24 protein-coding genes are annotated in these 16,587 nt (G+C 53.8%); 6 read left to right on the forward strand and 18 right to left on the reverse strand.

From position 1 onward, the window contains the following. Positions 1-43 precede the first annotated feature (43 nt). The 6 genes from ABD931_RS13045 to ABD931_RS13070 all read right to left on the reverse strand — a co-directional run bounded on the left by ABD931_RS13045 (position 44) and on the right by ABD931_RS13070 (position 3,429). Positions 44-679: a DUF8845 family protein gene (locus tag ABD931_RS13045; RefSeq protein WP_345267753.1), complete on the reverse strand. Its 636-nt coding sequence runs from the start codon at positions 677-679 to the stop codon at positions 44-46. Between the two features lie 4 nt (positions 680-683). Then, complete coding sequence (locus ABD931_RS13050) at positions 684-1,166, reverse strand: RNA polymerase sigma factor (protein ID WP_345267754.1); 483 nt, start codon at positions 1,164-1,166, stop codon at positions 684-686. Positions 1,167-1,193: 27 nt separating this feature from the next. Beyond that, complete coding sequence (locus tag ABD931_RS13055; RefSeq protein ID WP_345267756.1) at positions 1,194-1,745, reverse strand: DUF3267 domain-containing protein; 552 nt, start codon at positions 1,743-1,745, stop codon at positions 1,194-1,196. Between the two features lie 23 nt (positions 1,746-1,768). Further along, a complete protein-coding gene (locus ABD931_RS13060; protein WP_345267758.1) occupies positions 1,769-2,032 on the reverse strand; it encodes a hypothetical protein in 264 nt (87 codons plus the stop codon). A gap of 65 nt (positions 2,033-2,097) precedes the next feature. Continuing rightward, the gene (locus tag ABD931_RS13065; protein WP_345267760.1) at positions 2,098-2,961 is read right to left on the reverse strand and encodes a nuclear transport factor 2 family protein; all 864 of its coding nucleotides are present in this window, start codon (positions 2,959-2,961) and stop codon (positions 2,098-2,100) included. A gap of 36 nt (positions 2,962-2,997) precedes the next feature. Continuing rightward, positions 2,998-3,429: a nuclear transport factor 2 family protein gene (locus tag ABD931_RS13070; RefSeq protein ID WP_345267762.1), complete on the reverse strand. Its 432-nt coding sequence runs from the start codon at positions 3,427-3,429 to the stop codon at positions 2,998-3,000. Positions 3,430-3,610: 181 nt separating this feature from the next. Here ABD931_RS13070 and ABD931_RS13075 point away from each other — a divergent pair, with 181 nt between their 5' ends. From ABD931_RS13075 to ABD931_RS13090, 4 genes are read left to right on the forward strand one after another with little or no spacing between them, the layout of a single operon-like run. After that, the gene (locus tag ABD931_RS13075) at positions 3,611-5,599 is read left to right on the forward strand and encodes a tetratricopeptide repeat-containing sensor histidine kinase (protein WP_345267764.1); all 1,989 of its coding nucleotides are present in this window, start codon (positions 3,611-3,613) and stop codon (positions 5,597-5,599) included. 16 nt (positions 5,600-5,615) lie between these two features. Beyond that, on the forward strand, positions 5,616-6,236 hold the full coding sequence (locus ABD931_RS13080; RefSeq protein ID WP_345267768.1) for a response regulator: 621 nt from the start codon (positions 5,616-5,618) through the stop codon (positions 6,234-6,236). Between the two features lie 12 nt (positions 6,237-6,248). Beyond that, on the forward strand, positions 6,249-6,434 hold the full coding sequence (locus tag ABD931_RS13085; protein WP_345267770.1) for a hypothetical protein: 186 nt from the start codon (positions 6,249-6,251) through the stop codon (positions 6,432-6,434). A gap of 17 nt (positions 6,435-6,451) precedes the next feature. Continuing rightward, positions 6,452-6,817: a YdeI/OmpD-associated family protein gene (locus tag ABD931_RS13090; protein ID WP_345267771.1), complete on the forward strand. Its 366-nt coding sequence runs from the start codon at positions 6,452-6,454 to the stop codon at positions 6,815-6,817. Here ABD931_RS13090 and ABD931_RS13095 read toward each other — a convergent pair. The 11 genes from ABD931_RS13095 to ABD931_RS13145 form a co-directional block, all read right to left on the reverse strand. After that, entirely contained in the window at positions 6,795-7,448 is a 654-nt protein-coding gene (locus ABD931_RS13095) for a hypothetical protein (RefSeq protein ID WP_345267773.1), read from the reverse strand. The two genes, ABD931_RS13090 and ABD931_RS13095, sit on opposite strands and share 23 nt — an antisense overlap. 122 nt (positions 7,449-7,570) lie before the next feature. Beyond that, entirely contained in the window at positions 7,571-8,149 is a 579-nt protein-coding gene (locus ABD931_RS13100) for a Crp/Fnr family transcriptional regulator (RefSeq protein ID WP_345267774.1), read from the reverse strand. A 24-nt stretch (positions 8,150-8,173) separates the two neighbouring features. Further along, entirely contained in the window at positions 8,174-8,398 is a 225-nt protein-coding gene (locus tag ABD931_RS13105) for a hypothetical protein (protein ID WP_345267776.1), read from the reverse strand. Then, positions 8,391-9,236 carry a methylated-DNA--[protein]-cysteine S-methyltransferase gene (locus tag ABD931_RS13110; protein WP_345267778.1) on the reverse strand — a complete coding sequence of 282 codons (846 nt, stop codon included), beginning with the start codon at positions 9,234-9,236 and terminating at the stop codon, positions 8,391-8,393. Before ABD931_RS13110 ends, ABD931_RS13105 begins: the two co-directional genes overlap by 8 nt. Positions 9,237-9,308: 72 nt before the next feature. Further along, positions 9,309-10,136 (reverse strand): SDR family NAD(P)-dependent oxidoreductase, encoded by an 828-nt coding sequence (locus ABD931_RS13115; protein WP_345267780.1) that lies wholly within the window; start codon positions 10,134-10,136, stop codon positions 9,309-9,311. A 25-nt stretch (positions 10,137-10,161) separates the two neighbouring features. After that, a complete protein-coding gene (locus tag ABD931_RS13120) occupies positions 10,162-10,542 on the reverse strand; it encodes a DUF2147 domain-containing protein (protein WP_345267782.1) in 381 nt (126 codons plus the stop codon). Positions 10,543-10,635: 93 nt separating this feature from the next. After that, positions 10,636-11,253 carry a TetR/AcrR family transcriptional regulator gene (locus ABD931_RS13125; protein WP_345267784.1) on the reverse strand — a complete coding sequence of 206 codons (618 nt, stop codon included), beginning with the start codon at positions 11,251-11,253 and terminating at the stop codon, positions 10,636-10,638. A 138-nt stretch (positions 11,254-11,391) separates the two neighbouring features. Continuing rightward, the gene (locus tag ABD931_RS13130) at positions 11,392-12,021 is read right to left on the reverse strand and encodes a metallophosphoesterase family protein (protein ID WP_345267786.1); all 630 of its coding nucleotides are present in this window, start codon (positions 12,019-12,021) and stop codon (positions 11,392-11,394) included. Between the two features lie 119 nt (positions 12,022-12,140). After that, the gene (locus ABD931_RS13135) at positions 12,141-12,554 is read right to left on the reverse strand and encodes a pPIWI_RE_Z domain-containing protein (RefSeq protein ID WP_345267788.1); all 414 of its coding nucleotides are present in this window, start codon (positions 12,552-12,554) and stop codon (positions 12,141-12,143) included. A gap of 182 nt (positions 12,555-12,736) precedes the next feature. Then, entirely contained in the window at positions 12,737-12,871 is a 135-nt protein-coding gene (locus ABD931_RS13140; RefSeq protein WP_345267790.1) for a hypothetical protein, read from the reverse strand. Between the two features lie 91 nt (positions 12,872-12,962). Further along, positions 12,963-13,895: an HNH endonuclease gene (locus ABD931_RS13145; RefSeq protein ID WP_345267793.1), complete on the reverse strand. Its 933-nt coding sequence runs from the start codon at positions 13,893-13,895 to the stop codon at positions 12,963-12,965. A 305-nt stretch (positions 13,896-14,200) separates the two neighbouring features. On the opposite strand from ABD931_RS13145, the gene ABD931_RS13150 reads away from it, so the two are divergent. Continuing rightward, entirely contained in the window at positions 14,201-14,422 is a 222-nt protein-coding gene (locus tag ABD931_RS13150) for a DUF8507 family protein (RefSeq protein ID WP_345267795.1), read from the forward strand. Further along, complete coding sequence (locus ABD931_RS13155) at positions 14,419-14,835, forward strand: putative toxin-antitoxin system toxin component, PIN family (protein ID WP_345267796.1); 417 nt, start codon at positions 14,419-14,421, stop codon at positions 14,833-14,835. Before ABD931_RS13150 ends, ABD931_RS13155 begins: the two co-directional genes overlap by 4 nt. 138 nt (positions 14,836-14,973) lie before the next feature. On the opposite strand, the gene ABD931_RS13160 is transcribed toward ABD931_RS13155, so the two are convergent. Beyond that, entirely contained in the window at positions 14,974-16,473 is a 1,500-nt protein-coding gene (locus tag ABD931_RS13160) for an ammonium transporter (RefSeq protein WP_345267798.1), read from the reverse strand. Between the last annotated feature and the right edge of the window lie 114 nt (positions 16,474-16,587).

Here is a 16,587-nt window from a genome sequence, read left to right on the forward strand (position 1 = left end):
GATGGAGTGCCTGCCAGAGCGATGAACCGGTGCGTGAACCGGTTCATCGCTCTGGCACTTCGTTCAATTCGTCGAGGCAGCGCTCCAGTTCCGTCAGGTAGCGGCCGTACAGCCGGTGAATGTACCATTTCAGGAAGTAAACCATACCCAGCATCAGACCGGCGGCAGCCAGCAATAGCAGCCCAAGCTGCCAGAGCGACATGTGGGCCGGCACTAGCGAAACGGCGGGGTCGGTATCGTCGGCGGTGGCACCGATGAGGCCCCCGAAAACAAAGCTAATCGGCAGGCTGATGAGGGTATAGCGGTAATACAGTCCGGCAAACCGACGAACCAGATCCGCTATCTCCGTAAGGTGCGCCTTCACCGACCCGGCGGGCGGTTGAAGCCGCCGGCTCAACTGCCGGTACTGAAAGCCAAAGCTTACCACCTGAACAAGGCAGATCAGCAGGCCAAAGCCGCCCAGCCAGCGCAGGGTCGTCGAGGTGCCGGTTAGCAGCACCACCGCCAACACCAGGGCGAGCGCGATGGCGATACCGATTTCCCAAAGCAGGTGGTATTGGATTCGCTCCACGGCCGTGCGGGATCGTTTTTGCAGGAGCGCCGTCAGGTCATTGTCCGATTTGCCGGGCAGTTGCGCAAACCGGGCCTGGTATAGTGTTTTGAAATCGTCCAGTTCCATAGGCTCAGGCGGTTTGCAGGGCTTGTTTGAGTTGCTGTTTGATGCGGCTCATTTTCACGGCAACATAATTGGGCGTAATGCCCATCATCTGCCCGATGGTCGTATAATCGTAATCGTCCAGGTAGAGCATCACCAGTGCCTTGTCGACTTTGTCGAGCCGGCCGATGGCGCGGTACAGGTCGGCGTACTGCGCTTCGGCTGGATCAGCCGCGTCGGGCAGGTGCAGTTCAGGGTCCAGGTCGGTCCGGCGCGGCCGCCGTTTTTCCTTGCGGAGATACGATATGGCCGTGTTCAGGGCAATCTGGTACAACCAGGTGCTGAACCGGGCTTCCTGCCGGAAACCGGGGTTGGCTTTCCAGGCATTCAGCAGAATTTCCTGAAACAGGTCTTCGCGATCTTCCGGACTGTCGGCGTAGAGGTGACAGACCTTATGGATGATCTTCTGGTGTTGGCGGATCTGCTGGATGAATGCCGGCGCTGAAAGCATACGGGGGGAACGGGTTTTCCGAAGACGTTAATCTAACACGGAGCAGCCGGCCTCGGTGGGGTGATCGGCCACCCGCCGACCGGCCTTTACGTGGCGGGTCAGCCACAGAATAAGCATGTCTCCGCCGGCAACGAGCGTAAAGAATAAGCCGAACGCAGCCAGCCAGTGTGTGCCCGTCAGCAGTGCCATCAGCCAGGGCAGTATCCCTAAGACAAAGCCGGGCATGCCGGTACCCAGGCGATAGGCATTTATCTCCAGCGGCTCGCGGCTGTGGGCGTAGGGCGTCAGGGTTTTCCACTGAAAGCCAAACTTGATGGTCCGCAGTGGTTTGCGGCCGAAGAAGGCCCAGGTCAGCCCGTGCAGCGCTTCGTGCATCACCACGCCACCGAACAGGACTACCAGGAAGGTCGGCAAACTGCAGGTAGTCTGGCTAAACCCCAGTTTCAGGGCGGCTGCTCCCCACCGGGTAGCGTAAAAGGCAGCAAGGGCAAGCGTAATGGGCAGGGCAAATACCAGGCTGTAGAAACTTGCCTTGTCCATCGGCACCGTAAGTTTCGTTGGCGGCTGAGTCGTATTCATACGCTATCGGGTATTGGAGCCTTTCAGAACCAGGTAAACAGCAGCATCGTCAATAGAACCAGCAGGTGAACAACCAGCCAGGCGCGTTGCCAGAAAGGCCGGTCTTTCCAGGATACCGATGGGTTGAACGGATCAGCCACCAGCGCAATGCCCAGGTTGACCAGGGCATTGGCTGGATCGTTTTGCAGTAGGAAATAAATACTTAGTATGACAAATCCACCGTAGACCAGCCGGTTTATGAGCACGGGCGTGGATTGGGAGCGGGACGATGATTTGGTAGCAGTCATGGCTATCGTTGTTTTGTTTGCCATATGAGTCGCAGGACGCTACCGGATATTACAAAATTTTTAAATTATTTTGCCGCCATGACCACTTCCTGCGGCTTATCCACGATTTCTTTGAAGGAAGCGATCCGGCCATCCCGCATCGTAAAGTGGTGAGCCAGGGATACTTTGTACAGTTTAGGGTCACCGGGCATTTTGAACTCGCAATTGACCAGGGCAATTACCTCGTCTCCATCGGCGAAGAACCGGAAGGGGGTAAATTGGGTAATTTGCAGTCCGGCGGCCAGGTTGGTAAAAAACTGGCCTACTTCCTTCTTACCCCTGTACACGCGGGCCACGCCGGCTGCGGGGCTGTCCAGTACATTCCAGACAACATCATCGGTACAACTGGCAAGCAGGCCGGCTATATCGCCCTTTCCAAACAGTTTGTACCCGTCCATAACCGCCATCGTGTTTGGGTTGGTGTAGGCATGATACCCGAGCTGATCCAGCACCGCTGTGGGGTTACTGGCCCAATGGGCTACTATTTTGCCGGTGCGGTTAAATTCCAGAATATCTACATCCTGGTAAGTTACTAATTTGTTGGTGGGCGGGATCACCCCGGCCAGCGGTGCTTTTTGAACACCCGAAAAAGTGTTTCTTATATATACCTTGTTGCCCTCCACCGCGACGCCTTCTACGCTTATGCTGGTCTCCGGAAACGCCATAAAAAAGTCAGCTATGCTTTTCATAATGGCTTCCCTACCCTTGATCGGCGTTGGCCCCTGCCCGTAATCAATGGCATCATCGGCAATATAGGTTGCTGCTTTATCAAGATTTCGTTTGGCAAGAGCCTTATAGAATTCACGGGCACTTTTCTCTATTTCAGTTGTTTGAGCAGTGGCCTGGCTGACGAGTATTATAGCGAACAGAATTGTGAAAAACGGTTTCATATAGATTGAGAATTTTATATGTTGAGAAAAAGGTAATTAACTGACAGGTTGTGGTGTGTGAACCGAAGCGGCCTGAATGTGCTTGTAGGTGTCGGCGTAATGCCGGAAGCGGATCACCTTCCCCTCCTCATTGAAGGTCCACAGGTGTATTTCTTCGTCGGCAATTCCCAAACTGATAGCCGAGGGAGCTGTCTCAATAGATAGTTCGACGGCTACCTGATTGCCGCCGGACATCATGGATAGTACCTCGAATCGGATGAAGGTCATTTGCCCTACGACCTGGAAAAAACCGGGTACGTTGTCTTTGCCAAAGCGGGGTTTCAGCCAGGGTACGTCATGCTGCTGCGCGGAGTTATCGGCCCACGCTTCCCACTGTACATCGTCGGCAAGTTGTTTCAAAATGGCGGGAATATTTCCCTGCCCGAAATCGGCATAAATCTGGGCTACTGTGTCGGTGTTGGTTTTCATGATTGTTTGTGTCAAGGGATTTGTTCGCGATTGACATTGCAAAGTTTGCCTCCTAAACCCCTGTAAATCAATCCCGTGAAAACTGGATTTTTTTCTCCCCTTTTTCGGGGATTTTTACGCTGGCGCGTGCATTCAAGAAAAAAAGTGATGAACTTAGTTGACGTTCATCCGGTCTACGTATATGCATCGCTCCTGTTGGTATCCGTTCTTTCTGCTGCTCGCCCTGAGCCACTTCGGCCAGGGTCAGGTGGTGGCCCGGCGCGATAGCCTGCTGCGCATTTATGAACAGTCGAACACCGATTCGGTGCGGGTGCAGGTGCTGCTGGACATCAGTAAATTGTATGCTTCGTTTGCCGATGCCCGGCCCTGGATCGATAAGGCCATGTTGCTAAGCCGCACGGCCAATTACCAACTGGGTATCGCTAATTGTCTGACCAACTACAACCGGTATTTGTACACGGAAGGCAGGTATGAGGAGGTGAAGCGGAATTGTGAGGAAGGCTTACGCATTGCCGTGCCTCTGAAAGCGCACAGGACTATTGGCGTACTATACAATACGCTGGCCAATCTGTACCACGAACAGGGGCAGGAGCAGCAGGCCTTATCAATGTACCTGAAGGCCCTGGACGAAATTAATCAGGCCGAGGTGCCGGCCTTTTTTCCAATCGCCATCGAAAGCAATATTGCCAATTTGTACAATGCGCTGCGGCAGCCCCAGAAAGCGCTGGACATTGGCTTGCGCTGCCTGGAGAGGGCCGAAAAAGCCGGCGCTGAGGGGCAGATGGCGTATACCAGTCAGCAGATAGCCGAAGCGTATCACGCTCTGAACGATTCGGATAAAAGCCGCTATTACTGGCAGAAATGCCTCACTATTGCCCGGCGGGTCGATAATCCGGTGCTGGTGGCCACCGCCTTGTCTAACCTGGGAGGACTGGCTGCCGACGCCGGTAGCAGGGGCCAGGCCCTGGCTTACTACCAGCGTTCACTGGCCCTGGCCCGTACCACGCGGAACCCACAGATAGAGATGTGGAACCTGCACGGAATCGCTATCGAACGGTTTGAGCAGCGGCAATGGCAAGCCGCCTATGACCTTGGTCAGAAGGCCCGGCAGATCGCCGAAGCCCAGAAATATACCGATTACCTAGCGGAAATTTACCGCCTGCTGGCCGACATAGAAATTGCGCGGGGGAACCTGCAGGAGGGAGAAAAATGGGGCCGGCAATGGAAGGAAATCCGGAATGCCCTGGTCAATGAAACGGTGTTGCGGGCTACGCAGGAGTTGGAAACGAAGTACCAGACCCGCCAGAAAAATGCGCGAATTCTGGCGCTGGAGCAGCAACGGCAGATTCAGGAACTATCGCTGCGGCAAAAAAATGGCCTTATCTACGGCTTAACGGGGCTGCTGGGCCTGCTGGGTGTCATCGGGGTACTCTATTACCGGAATTTCCGGCACCGGCAGCAATTGGCCGAGCAGGAAAATCAGTTAAACATCCAGCTTATTCGTCAATTAGAACAGGAGAAACAACTCTCGGCGGCTGAGGGCCTGCTGCGTGGTCAGGAAGAAGAGCGGGGCCGGCTGGCCCGCGACCTGCACGATGGTCTGGGTGGTATGTTGTCGGGTATTAAATCGTCGCTTACAGCTATGAGTGGTAATCAGATCCTTCCGGAGTCATCGGTTAGTGCCTTTAACCGGGTTATTGATAACCTGGAAACGTCCATCCAGGAACTACGGCGGGTAGCCCGCAACATGATGCCCGAAGCGCTCGTCCGCTTTGGCTTAAAAGATGCGCTCCAGGATTACATCGACTATCTGAACCGGTCGGGCGGGCAGAGTGTCGACTACCAGACGTTTGGTCTGGAGGAGCGCCTTCCCCAATCCACGGAAATCATCGTGTTCCGATTGGTGCAGGAACTGCTGAACAATGTGCAGAAACACGCACATGCTGATCAGGCGCTCGTGCAGCTCATTCGCGACGGCGAGCGGTTTCACCTGACGGTAGAAGACAATGGCCAGGGATTTGACCCCGACCGCCTGGCTGAACAACGGGGTATTGGCTGGCTCAATATCCGCTCACGGGTCGACTACCTCAATGGCACCCTCGATGTAGTGTCGGCTCCCGGCCGGGGAACCTCCGTCAATGTTGAGTTTATGCTTACTGCTTACCGCTAAACAGAACCAAACGCTTATGGTAACCCGCATCCTGATTGTCGACGACCATCCAATGGTTATTGAAGGCATCAAAGCGCTGCTCCAGCAGGCAGAGGAGATTACCGTTGCCGGAACGGTAACTGACGCCTTTACGGCCCTGACGTTTCTGAAATCCAACGAAGTAGATGTAGTGCTGCTGGACATTAACCTGCCGGACCTCAGTGGCATTGAGCTGTGTGGCAAACTTAAACGAGAATTTCCGCGACTGAAGGTGCTTGGCATGAGTACGTTTAAAGAGCGAAGCTATATTACCCGCATGATTGAGCAGGGGGCCTCGGGGTACGTGCTGAAAAACGTGTCACGTGAAGAACTCATTCAGGCTATTGGCCAGGTCTGTGCCGGACAGATGTACCTGGATGCGGAGGTATCGCAGGTGTTGGTAGCCAGCCCGCTGCCCCGGCCTATTCCTATTCTGACATCCCGCGAAAAGGAGGTGCTCGCCTGGATTGCGGAAGGATGGACCAACAATCAGATCGCCGATAAACTGTTTGTGAGTCCGCTTACCGTAGATAGCCACCGCAAAAACCTGCTTGCAAAATTTGGGGTAAAAAATACGGCAGCTCTGGTAAAAATAGCCGTACAAAATCAACTGGTCTGATATCTTTTATCTTTGCCCGGTAGACAGGTTGTCACACCACTGAACAACCCTGTTCGCGATGAAGAGCAAAACCTGCTCTATCCATTTAAGATCATTTTTCTGGGCTCCCTCCCGGTTACCGGCATTCTGATACTGGCTAACTTTACACCCAGTGATGTGCACTACATCGACGCACCCCTATCGCGCAGCAGTTCGTAACCAAAGGCTCGGCGCGGGTGGTTTGCACCATCAACGACAGCTTCACGTTTCAGTGCGGCCTGATGCCGAAAGGGGAAGGACTGTACTTCATTAACATTGGCAAACAAACCCGCGACAAAGCCGGTATCCGATTCGGACAACCCTTGGTGATTGACCTCCGAAAGGATGATAGCCCATACGGGATGCCCATGCCGGAAGAGTTGCAGGAGCTGCTGGCGATTGACGACGAAGGCAACGAGCGCTTTCATGGACTGACACCGGGCAAGCAGCGCAGCATCATCCACTGGGTATCGTCGGCCAAAAGTGTTCAAATCCGCATCGAACGGGCCATTGAACAAATTGACAAGCTAAAGCATAGTCTCAGAAACCCAGGCCCACGTTGACACTGATATGACTGTTGCGGAAGGGCTGGTTCTCGCCGATGCCCGTTACATCACCGCGCCGGCTGGACGTTTCGTACTCCATATCCAGGATCAGGGCCGCTCGGTTTTTGAAGACCGGGATAGAATACCCGGCACCAACCAGCAGCGTCCGGCCAATGGCAAACTGGTGTTCGTAAACACGGGTGGTGTTGTACCTCATTTTCTCCGTCATCTGGCCAAAGCCGAAGCTGCTCTTCAGGTTAAAGCCCTTGTTGAAGGTTTTGCTGAGCAGGTAATATCGGGCACCAACACCCACGTGGTAGTAGTTGAAGAGGTACGTTTCGTTATTACCGCCATTGTTGGGCGTGGCAAAAAAACCTTTAATGCCCGTACCTACGCCGAGGCCTTTCCAATGGGTGGGAGCCAGATAAAACCAGGTAGCCATGGTGTTGCCCTGGTTGCGGCCGAAACCCCGGTCGTCGTTGATGGTTTCTTTCTCACCCAGTGTTCCCGAGAAGAATGTATTGCCGTAACCGAAGCTGATGTTGCCGTACACCGGCAGTTTAGCGGGTGTGGGCTCCGTCGTTTGGGCGATGGTGGATAAGGTTGATGCCGTAAAGCTGAGGGTCAGTAACAGTGTTGTCGTTTTCATGGGCGTTGTCCGTTTGGTTGTTTGTCAAAAAGTTTGACAAAGATGGACGCTGCCCCGGCCGGCTGCCTTGACTTGGGTTAAGTACGGCTACCGCTTTCTTGACCTGAGTTAAGAAATATCCGTCAGCGACTGTCTGCGAGCCGTTTGCGGATGCGCGAGAGGCTTTCTGGCTTGATGCCGAGGTAAGAAGCAATGTGGTGCAGCGGAATCCGCTCCACAACTTTGGGCCGCTCCTGAATAAGCTTGAGGTAACGCTCTTCCGGCGTATCGAACAGCAGCGACGCCGTTCGGCGCTGCGAGCCAATAACCACATTTTCGGCCAGCACCCGGCCAAACCGCTCAAACTTGGGTAATTCTGTATAGAGTTTTTGCAGATCATGGTACTGCATCACCAGCAGTGCCGAATCTTCCAGCGCATCGAAGTACTGGATGGAGGGCCGGCCGGTCAGGAAACTCTGGTAGTCGCCAATCCAGGAGCCCTCGAAGAAAAACTGGCCGTTAAACTCGTTCCCGTCTTTGAGGTAGTAGTACCGCAGGCAGCCCTGGTTGATAAAAGCTATCTCGCGGCCCACCTCACCCGCCCGCAGGAAAAACTCGTGCTTCGCCAGCTTGCGGGAGGTCAGCAGGGTTACAAAATACACAAACTCGTCGCGGGTGAGGGGCAGCAGGCGCTCCAGGCTGCTCTTGAGTCGGTCGAACATGGACCTAAGGTACAGCTTTTCTGCTTATGAGCCGGTAACCGGACTCCGGGTCGTGGGCGGGCAGATACACCAGCGGGCGCTTGTGAGCGTGGTCGCGGCAATAACCCAGCAATAAATTGGCATCCAGCCGGTCCAGCGCGGGTCCAGCAAAATCTGCCCGAAGCCCAGACTGGAATTCCGGTGCGATACCTTGACGCGCACCGCACCGGTGGCTATGGCGTGAATGGTCAGTCGGGCCGGCTCAGCCATTTACATGAGCGGCCTCCCAGCCGAGAATGGCCTGTTTGCGAACTAAACCCCAGCGATACCCGCCAAACAAACCTGTTTTCCTGATGACGCGGTGGCAGGGAATCAGGTAGCCCACCGGGTTGCTGCCGATGGCGGTACCCACCGCACGGGAAGCGGCAGGCTGGCCAATGGCTTCGGCAACGGCATCATAGCTGACCAGCCGCCCTTCCGGAATGCGCAACAGGGCTTCCCAGACTTTGAGTTGGAACGGAGAGCCTTTGACCAGCACGTGCAGGGGCCGGATAGGGGCGGAAACTCCAATCGCCGGAAAAATCTGCTCCGTCAGCGGTTGTAACGCGGCCGGGTCGTGGTGGAGCGTGGCTTCCGGCCACATCCGGTTCAGGATGTCGACAGGCTCGTCGGCCTCCTGCAAAAAGTGCAGCACACAAATTTTACCGTTTATGGTACCCAGCAGGTAGGCTCCGAAGCGGCTTTCGAACACGCCGTACACCAGCTGCAACCCCTGACCGCCCCGCTTAAACTCGCCGGGGGTGACGCCCTCCAGCCTGACAAACAGGTCGTGCAGCCGGCCCGTGCCCGACAGACCGGCTCCATAGGCGGCTTCGGCTAGTGGAACACCCGTTCGCAACTGTTCTTTGGCGTAGCTGAGGGTCAGGTATTGCCCGAATTTCTTGGGACTCACGCCCGCCCATTCACTGAACAGCCGCTGAAAGTGAAACTCGCTCAGGTTGACCTGCCCGGCCAGAGAAGCCAGGGAAGGTTGTTCGCGGAAATGCGCCGTCAAATGCTCAATGGCGGTGGTGATCTGACGATAGGTGAAAACCTGGTCGGATTGCATAGTTTTTGTTGATTCGCTTACCCAAAGGTCGCCAGAATCCGGGCAGGCTGCAACCCGAATCTTGCGGAATGCTCAGGCACTGACCGGCACCTGACGCTGGTGCTGGGTCATACCGCCCATAACCAGTTTCATAATGCGAACCTTGCCCCAGCGCGGCACCGTCCGCAGCGAGTACACCAGCAGTTTGGTGAGTCCACCGGGCAGTACCGTCGACCGGCGGCCCAGCGCCCGCAAAATCGGTACGCCTACCTGTGCCGGCGTCAGCGAGAAGCCCATCTGCATATTGGCCCGCTGCTCAAATCCGGTTTTTACCGGTCCCGGAGCTGCGGCCAGCACATCGACCCCGGCGGGTTTAAGCTCCAGGGCCAGGGCCTCGGCCAGCGACTGGACATAGGCTTTGGTGGCAGCATAGTTGGCGGCATAGGGCACACCCTGAAACGCCACCATCGAACTGAGCAGAATCAAGCCTCCGCGCTGCTGTCTGGCAAACCGGTTGCCGTAGTGATGCGCCAGGGCCAGCACCGCTTCAATATTGACCCGCACCATGTTCATCTCCTCCGCCAGGTCCGACTGGAGAAACAGACCCGACGTGCCGTACCCGGCCGACAGCACCAGCAGGCCAATATCCAGGTCGGCGGTCTGGTCGATGAGTTGCCGAACACCCAGCGGTTCGGAGACGTCGGCGGCCACTACCCGGATTTTGCTGCTGTATTCGGTTTTCAGCTGGTGGGCTACCGGCTCCAGGCGGTCGGCCTTACGGGCGTTAATGACCAGATTCAGACCGGCACCGGCCAGTTGCTGCGCCAGTTCCAGACCAATGCCTGAGGAGGCTCCGGTGACGATAGCCCAGGGACCGTACTGCTGCCGCAGCCGGTTCTTTTCAGATGTGCTAAGTTGCATGGCTTTGGTTGATTAGTTAATTGCTTTATTGGTTAAATCGGGTCCAGATTTCGCTCCGGCCCAGCAGGGGTATACCGACATAGCCACGGATGCTGAGGCTTTTCGGGTCTTTAAGCGTCATTTTGCAGGAATACGTTTTGCCTTCCCGAGGGTCGTAGATGGAGCCATTCTCCCAGGTGTCGGTGCCGTTGCGCTCAAAATCGGAGAGGATAACCAACCCAATCAGGTCGCGGCTGCGCAGAGCCGGGTTTGGGTTCTTTTCGTCTTTGGGCGATGTTCCGGTACCCCAGGTGATTTTTCCGTAATACTTGTTTCCCTGTCGGTAAATCAGAATGCGGCTGTCTTTGGCGGGCGACAGCCACTCGCCGAGTATGGCGTCCGACTGCCTTGTCTCAAAATAGGTCATGGCATGTCCAGCCATCAGAAGTAATCCGATTATAACGTGTTTTATTGATCTGTGTTTTATTCTTGAACAACGTTCACTATATGGGCAAAAAAATTAGGGCTTGTCAATCAATAGCAAAAACTCGTCAAACGCCTGATCCACAATGGTAGCCGGGTTTTCCAGATTGACGCCTTTGGTGCGCTGCCCGATGTAGAGACTGCACATGCCATGCACCAGGCTCCAGATCATGAACGACAGCGGCTCCAGATGGTGCCCGGCAAAATGCCCGGCCTCCAGGCATTCCTTCACCGTTGTTTTAAGCACATCAAACGTGGTTTTGCCCTCCGTCCACTCTTCCTCGTTCGTATCGTTCAGGAACTCCATCGGTGCTTTTACCGTAAACATCAGGTCGTACATATCCGGGTTTTCCAGCGCAAACCGGATATATACCCGCCCCATAGCCCGCAACCGCTCCATTGGGTCTGCCACATTGAACAGAACTTTAAACTGACTGCCCAAGGCCGTAAACCCCTGCGCGTGCAGGGCGTGGAGGATAGCATTTTTGTCCCGGAAATACACGTATACCGTGCCCACACTGTACTGAATAGCATCGGCAATGCTGCGGATAGTCGTCTGCTCGATGCCTTTTTCCACAAACAGCTTTTTCGCGCTCTCCAGAATGAGCTTTTTCAGTTCTTCTTTTTCTCTCGCTTTGCGTTCGGCGGTACCCATGCTGTAGCAATTCCGATACAAATAAAATGAACATTGTTCAGAAAGGCAAGCCTTTTTTGAGCAATGTTCATTTGGGGGTTATTGTTCGGCGGTAAATTAAGCAGGTATTCTCAACGATGGTACCAGTATCGTACAGATCTACCAGGCGTAACCGGCGGCTGTGTGATAGTTTGGTTGGCCCCGCCCGGCCCCGCTGACCACGCCATTGCCGTCGACCCGGTCCTGCAAATGAAAATGTCGGCTCAGGGCGGCTTTGACGTTGGGGTGGCGGTGAAACAGATCAAAGATCCAACGGGCGTCGGTGTGCATCCAACTGGCCGGAATACGCCAGTGGTCTTTGTCCAGCCGCGGTCCGTCGAAAAACACGCAGGTAACCAGGATGGAAACGTGCGAGACGATCAGGATTGGGTTGGTCGTGGGCGTGCGCTTCAGGTCCTGTTGCCGCCAGGTAAACTGCTCCTCATCGAGGAACGCTGTATACCAGCTACCGTCTTTATGGGGCTGCACGCTGTCGAGCACAATGAGCTGCCAGCCGTTGCGGTGGAGGTTGTAGTAGCGCTGCGCCATAGCCAGTTTGTCCAGCGCCCAGCGACCACCGTTTTCAAAGCCGGCCTGCGTTTCGGTCTGGCACCAGAAGTCGTGGTTACCCACACAGCTCAGGACGGGCCGTGTATTCTCGCTGCGGAGTACGTCCTGGTAACGCTGCCACTGGCGTTTGGTACCGGCCCGCGACCGGCCGTGGGCTTCCTTCCATACTAGCGTCGCCACCGTTAATGATCAGATCGGGCGGGGTATCCAGCTTCTGAAGGCAGACACGCTTCAAATCCTTTGGCCACCCCGACCAGCGGCTGCATGTGAATGTCGGTCAGGTGAGCGACAGTAGCAGGCTACGCCAGCACCTGCCGGAGCGTAACGATCCGGTTCCAGGCAAAGCCGACGGTTTGCGGGCTGAACCGGCTGCGGTCCTGGCTGATGTCGAAGGCCCGCACCGGACTCGATGCGGTTGCGTAGCGCTCCAGCAGGTCGTGCCAGACGGTGTGGTGGCGGCAGTGGCTCAGTAAATCCTTACCGCGTTTGAGGTACCGGCGCTGGCGGGTCGTCAGCATGGATACAATCATGTTACTACCGTTGAGCAGATCGGGTAGGGCAGCGGGCGGGGCCGTCGGCAAAAGTTCCGTCAGCAGAAACAGGCCCAGTTCGACATCAAACAACTGTTGTGCCGACAACCGTCTGCTCAGACCGGATGAATAAAGCGAAAGGGCGGCAGGGGCCGGGGCGGGTTGGCGGTGTAAAGCGTTCATTGTATTGTGTTGTTTACTGTTCGTTGAGACAAAGTAAACCGGTCATGAACGTAACCTTTTTACGTAGTGGGTCATTGTTGAGAATATTTCAACAGGAAAAAGCCAACAAAGCTCCCGGCACGCTATGAGAATGTGCTCGACAAAATACAGAACCATTTCGACGGTGGCACCCAACTAAATGTCTACCGGTGCAACCCCCACCGCCGAGCTTCCCGACGGAGTTCCCGAGCCGTTTCGTAATCTTTCTGCATCAGTAAGTCATACTCTACAGAATCAGCCGCAGCCAGGCGGTCTTTGTAGGCGTTGATAAACGGCATCTCCCAGAAACCCTCCGGCCATTGTTGAGTAGGGCAATTAGTCGTTAGCGAGGTAGATTAGACTTGAGGTCTACTAAACTATAGACGGTGCTTATGGGCGAAAAATTATGCTATTATGATATTCAAGATACAAAGGTGAAGGTCTGTTTTTGACCAATTCTGGAACTACTAACAGCTCTCTACCGTGGTATTGGTAGTATTCTCTGCCATTTTCAAATTCTTCCCTAATTCGTTTGCTTACCTCAATTTTTAGGTCTGTTGTAATGGTGATATAGCCATCGTCAAATAGCTTGTGCATGTCCGAACGCAACAGTAAGCCATTAATTATCTGATTTGGCCCGGATTCTGAAAATGGCTTGATATGAGCTGCTTCTAAAACGGGCAAGGTTTTCTCACCTGTAATGGCGCATCGCTTTTGGTATGCATCCATTACTGATAGTCGGAAAGCACCCTGACCAAGTCGTACTTTGCGTAAAACTGAATTGTCATACTGTGGCATATCTTCAGCCACAGTAAAAGCGTCCTGAATATTGGGAATAGCAGTCAAGTATTTAGCGAGAATTGACTCTATCTGCTGCCATAAAGCAGCACCAGTATACTCGAGCGTACTGTATTTCTTTCCTTGAACAATACTTTTCCCCCAATCAGCAGGAGCAGGTATCCAATCTTCCCGTTTGAAAAACACAGGATTAGTTAAGGCAATACAGCCAATGACAGGGTTTCGCTCCGAAGTGCCACGGTATTGTTGGATAACCGCTCTAAATTGCTCTAGTGTGTCAAAGCCGTTACGGGTTTGAAAAGTGTCCCATGCTAATGAGAGTGGAAGCTGTTCTTGAACAGTAAAAAAGCCGACTCCTGCGATAGCATTATGTGGATGCTTCAATTTAAAGAGGAATGCTCCACCGGGTTTGAGAACGCGAAAGGCACTCCGGCCACCGGGCTGCCAGAAATTCACATCTTCTGGAGCTCGATCGCTTAAATAGTTATACCAACGATAGTCTGTTACGCCTAAATAAAAATCCATGCCTCTAAAGTATCACCGAAAAGAAATAATATGTGACAAGTTCACAAGATTTCTAATGTTGACAATGATACTCTAAAAAAGATATTATAATTTATGGCTTGGCGAGAGAAAACGGCTTACTATAGACTGCATTGGTAGCCCGATATTATCGAGCGCAAAGATGACGAAATGGCCTGGGAAGCGGCTCTGACCTATCTTGACCACCTCCGGTAACGGCTTCAGGAGGTGGTATGAAACAGGCGCAACCAACCGGTTAAAAGCGAGGTTTATCTGAAATTGCCTTAAGCAACCTAACTAAAGCACTTATGAGCACTAAGCTGAACGATACGCAACTCCACCTACTGCAATTATTTGCTCATGATCTGGGCGAAAATGAGTTGGAGGACATCAAACAATTACTGTCGGATTACTTCGTACGCAAGGCTGATGAGGAAATGAGGCAACTCCAGCAACAACGGCCTATGGACCAGGCGGATCTTGATCAACTCCTGAATACTCACCTCCGTACTCCTTACCGTAGCGAATGAGGGTTGTACTTGATACCAACATCCTGTTAGTGATTACTCCTTACTTTTCGGCTTACCGATGGGTCTATGATGCATTAGTTGCCGGGAAATTTGAATTAGTCGTCTCAACAGACATCCTCAGCGAGTACGCCGAATTGCTGGAACGCCAATATTCGGCAATCTTCGCTGAACGTACCTTACTGGTTATGGACAATATCCCGGCCATTGTACGGGTAGAACCAGCATTTCGCTTTCAACTCATTACCGAAGATCCTGACGATAACAAGTTTACTGATGCTGCTGTGGTTGGCAACGCCGACTATATCGTTACGAATGATCGTCACTTCGATCAACTGCGTACTGTCTCGTTTCCAAAGCTGGAACTGCTCAATTTTACAGAATTTTGTGATCAGTTGAGACGAACATTGCTATAATAATCTGAGCAGAACTCATATATATCGAAGTATATACCGTCTCCTTGGTATAAGTACGTTGACACTAACCCAGCTACCAAAAAAACAGCGGACCACCAATCAGGTGGTCCGCTGTTACGGCAAATCGGTTATGTGATCTTATAAACTAACCTCCTTGACGGCAAACCCATTGCCGTTACCGTAGGAATTGACAATGGCCCCCGGTCCGGTCGGCTCCAGCACGAAGTTGCCGTAGGCCGTGTTGCCGTGTTCGCCCAGATCCAGTCCTTCAAGCTGCTCGGCATCGCTCGCCCGGAGGCCAACCGTGGCTTTGATAATGGTAAAGATGCCGAACATTAGCGCAAATACGTACAGGAAAACAACACCGACGCCAACCAACTGCGGCCAAAGCTGACCGAACCCGCCCCCGAAAAACAAGCCGTACTGAATGGCCGTTTCGGCCGACCAGTACTGAATATCGATGGACCGCTGACCAAACAAACCCACCGCAATTGTTCCCCAGGCTCCGCATACGCCATGTACGCTGATGGCCCCGACCGGATCATCAATTTTGAGCTTACGCTCGAAGAACAGGCAGGCGTAGAAGACCAGCACGCCGGCCACCAGTCCGATTATGGCGGCACTAATCGTACTGACCGATGCACAGGGAGCCGTAATGCCGACCAGGCCAGCCAGCGTTCCGTTGAGGGTCATGGACAGATCGGGCTTTTTGAAGGTAATCCAGGAGATAATCATGGCGCTGATGGCTCCGGTAGCTGCGGCCAGCGTAGTGGTTACGGCGATGTGGGCTACCCCGCCGATCGCCGTCAGGGTAGAGCCGGGGTTAAAGCCGTACCAGCCAAACCACAGTATAAAAACGCCCAGGGCCGCCAACGGCATGTTGTGGGGTAAAATGGTATTGACAGACCCATCTTTGTTGTATTTACCCAGGCGCGGACCAACCACCATGGCGCCGGCCAGGGCGGCCCAGCCACCCACGGAGTGAACCACTGTAGAGCCCGCAAAATCGCGGAAACCCAGATCACTCAGCCAGCCGCCACCCCAGATCCAGTGTCCGCTGATGGGGTATACAACTGCCGTGATAAAGCAGGAATACACCAGATAGGAAATAAGCTTGGTCCGCTCGGCCATCGCGCCGGACACAATTGTGGCCGCCGTAGCCGCAAAAACGACCTGAAACAGCCAGGCGGCACTGGTGGCGTATCCAGCCGTATCGGTTGGGGCATTCGCCGATTGCAGAAAAGCCAGCGACCAGTCGAATCCCAGAAAGTTTGAGTCACCACTGGCGTACATAATGGCATAGCCGATAGCCCAGAACAGCACCGCTCCGCAGCAGAAGTCCAGCATGTTCTTCATCATGATATTTACCGAATTCTTGGCGCGGGTCATGCCCGATTCCACCATGGCGAAGCCGGCCTGCATGAAGAAAACCAGGAAGGCGGCCAGACACAGCCAGATGATGTTGGCTACGTCCTGCCCCAGCGCCGGGGCGGACGGTGTTGTAGCCTGAGCATACGATACGCCGGTGGTGCTGAGCAGCAGCGTTAGCCCAAAGGTCGCCAAGAGGGCGTAAAACAACCGGGATCTGGTGACCAGGCCAGCGGTTAGTGATTTGAACGGAACGGTAAAATACGGCATAGTTAGGTTTTGAATGGATAAGAAGGATGTGAATAAAATTCTGTCAATCGAAAAGAATGCAAAATATAATTCCTTATCACTTAAAAAACCAAAATCTTATGCTGTGATTTATTT

The sequence above is a fragment of the Nibrella viscosa genome, assembly GCF_039541875.1.
In the GTDB taxonomy this organism is placed as follows: domain Bacteria; phylum Bacteroidota; class Bacteroidia; order Cytophagales; family Spirosomataceae; genus Nibrella; species Nibrella viscosa.

What these genes read in the sequence shown, in the direction of transcription:
- ABD931_RS13045 (WP_345267753.1), bottom strand. Translation starts at nt 679, where the DNA reads ATGGAACTGGACGATTTCAAAACACTATACCAGGCCCGGTTTGCGCAA.
- ABD931_RS13050 (WP_345267754.1), bottom strand. Translation starts at nt 1,166, where the DNA reads ATGCTTTCAGCGCCGGCATTCATCCAGCAGATCCGCCAACACCAGAAG.
- ABD931_RS13055 (WP_345267756.1), bottom strand. Translation starts at nt 1,745, where the DNA reads ATGAATACGACTCAGCCGCCAACGAAACTTACGGTGCCGATGGACAAG.
- ABD931_RS13060 (WP_345267758.1), bottom strand. Translation starts at nt 2,032, where the DNA reads ATGACTGCTACCAAATCATCGTCCCGCTCCCAATCCACGCCCGTGCTC.
- ABD931_RS13065 (WP_345267760.1), bottom strand. Translation starts at nt 2,961, where the DNA reads ATGAAACCGTTTTTCACAATTCTGTTCGCTATAATACTCGTCAGCCAG.
- ABD931_RS13070 (WP_345267762.1), bottom strand. Translation starts at nt 3,429, where the DNA reads ATGAAAACCAACACCGACACAGTAGCCCAGATTTATGCCGATTTCGGG.
- ABD931_RS13075 (WP_345267764.1), top strand. Translation starts at nt 3,611, where the DNA reads ATGCATCGCTCCTGTTGGTATCCGTTCTTTCTGCTGCTCGCCCTGAGC.
- ABD931_RS13080 (WP_345267768.1), top strand. Translation starts at nt 5,616, where the DNA reads ATGGTAACCCGCATCCTGATTGTCGACGACCATCCAATGGTTATTGAA.
- ABD931_RS13095 (WP_345267773.1), bottom strand. Translation starts at nt 7,448, where the DNA reads ATGAAAACGACAACACTGTTACTGACCCTCAGCTTTACGGCATCAACC.
- ABD931_RS13100 (WP_345267774.1), bottom strand. Translation starts at nt 8,149, where the DNA reads ATGTTCGACCGACTCAAGAGCAGCCTGGAGCGCCTGCTGCCCCTCACC.
- ABD931_RS13105 (WP_345267776.1), bottom strand. Translation starts at nt 8,398, where the DNA reads ATGGCTGAGCCGGCCCGACTGACCATTCACGCCATAGCCACCGGTGCG.
- ABD931_RS13110 (WP_345267778.1), bottom strand. Translation starts at nt 9,236, where the DNA reads ATGCAATCCGACCAGGTTTTCACCTATCGTCAGATCACCACCGCCATT.
- ABD931_RS13115 (WP_345267780.1), bottom strand. Translation starts at nt 10,136, where the DNA reads ATGCAACTTAGCACATCTGAAAAGAACCGGCTGCGGCAGCAGTACGGT.
- ABD931_RS13120 (WP_345267782.1), bottom strand. Translation starts at nt 10,542, where the DNA reads ATGACCTATTTTGAGACAAGGCAGTCGGACGCCATACTCGGCGAGTGG.
- ABD931_RS13125 (WP_345267784.1), bottom strand. Translation starts at nt 11,253, where the DNA reads ATGGGTACCGCCGAACGCAAAGCGAGAGAAAAAGAAGAACTGAAAAAG.
- ABD931_RS13135 (WP_345267788.1), bottom strand. Translation starts at nt 12,554, where the DNA reads ATGAACGCTTTACACCGCCAACCCGCCCCGGCCCCTGCCGCCCTTTCG.
- ABD931_RS13140 (WP_345267790.1), bottom strand. Translation starts at nt 12,871, where the DNA reads ATGCCGTTTATCAACGCCTACAAAGACCGCCTGGCTGCGGCTGATTCT.
- ABD931_RS13145 (WP_345267793.1), bottom strand. Translation starts at nt 13,895, where the DNA reads ATGGATTTTTATTTAGGCGTAACAGACTATCGTTGGTATAACTATTTA.
- ABD931_RS13150 (WP_345267795.1), top strand. Translation starts at nt 14,201, where the DNA reads ATGAGCACTAAGCTGAACGATACGCAACTCCACCTACTGCAATTATTT.
- ABD931_RS13155 (WP_345267796.1), top strand. Translation starts at nt 14,419, where the DNA reads ATGAGGGTTGTACTTGATACCAACATCCTGTTAGTGATTACTCCTTAC.
- ABD931_RS13160 (WP_345267798.1), bottom strand. Translation starts at nt 16,473, where the DNA reads ATGCCGTATTTTACCGTTCCGTTCAAATCACTAACCGCTGGCCTGGTC.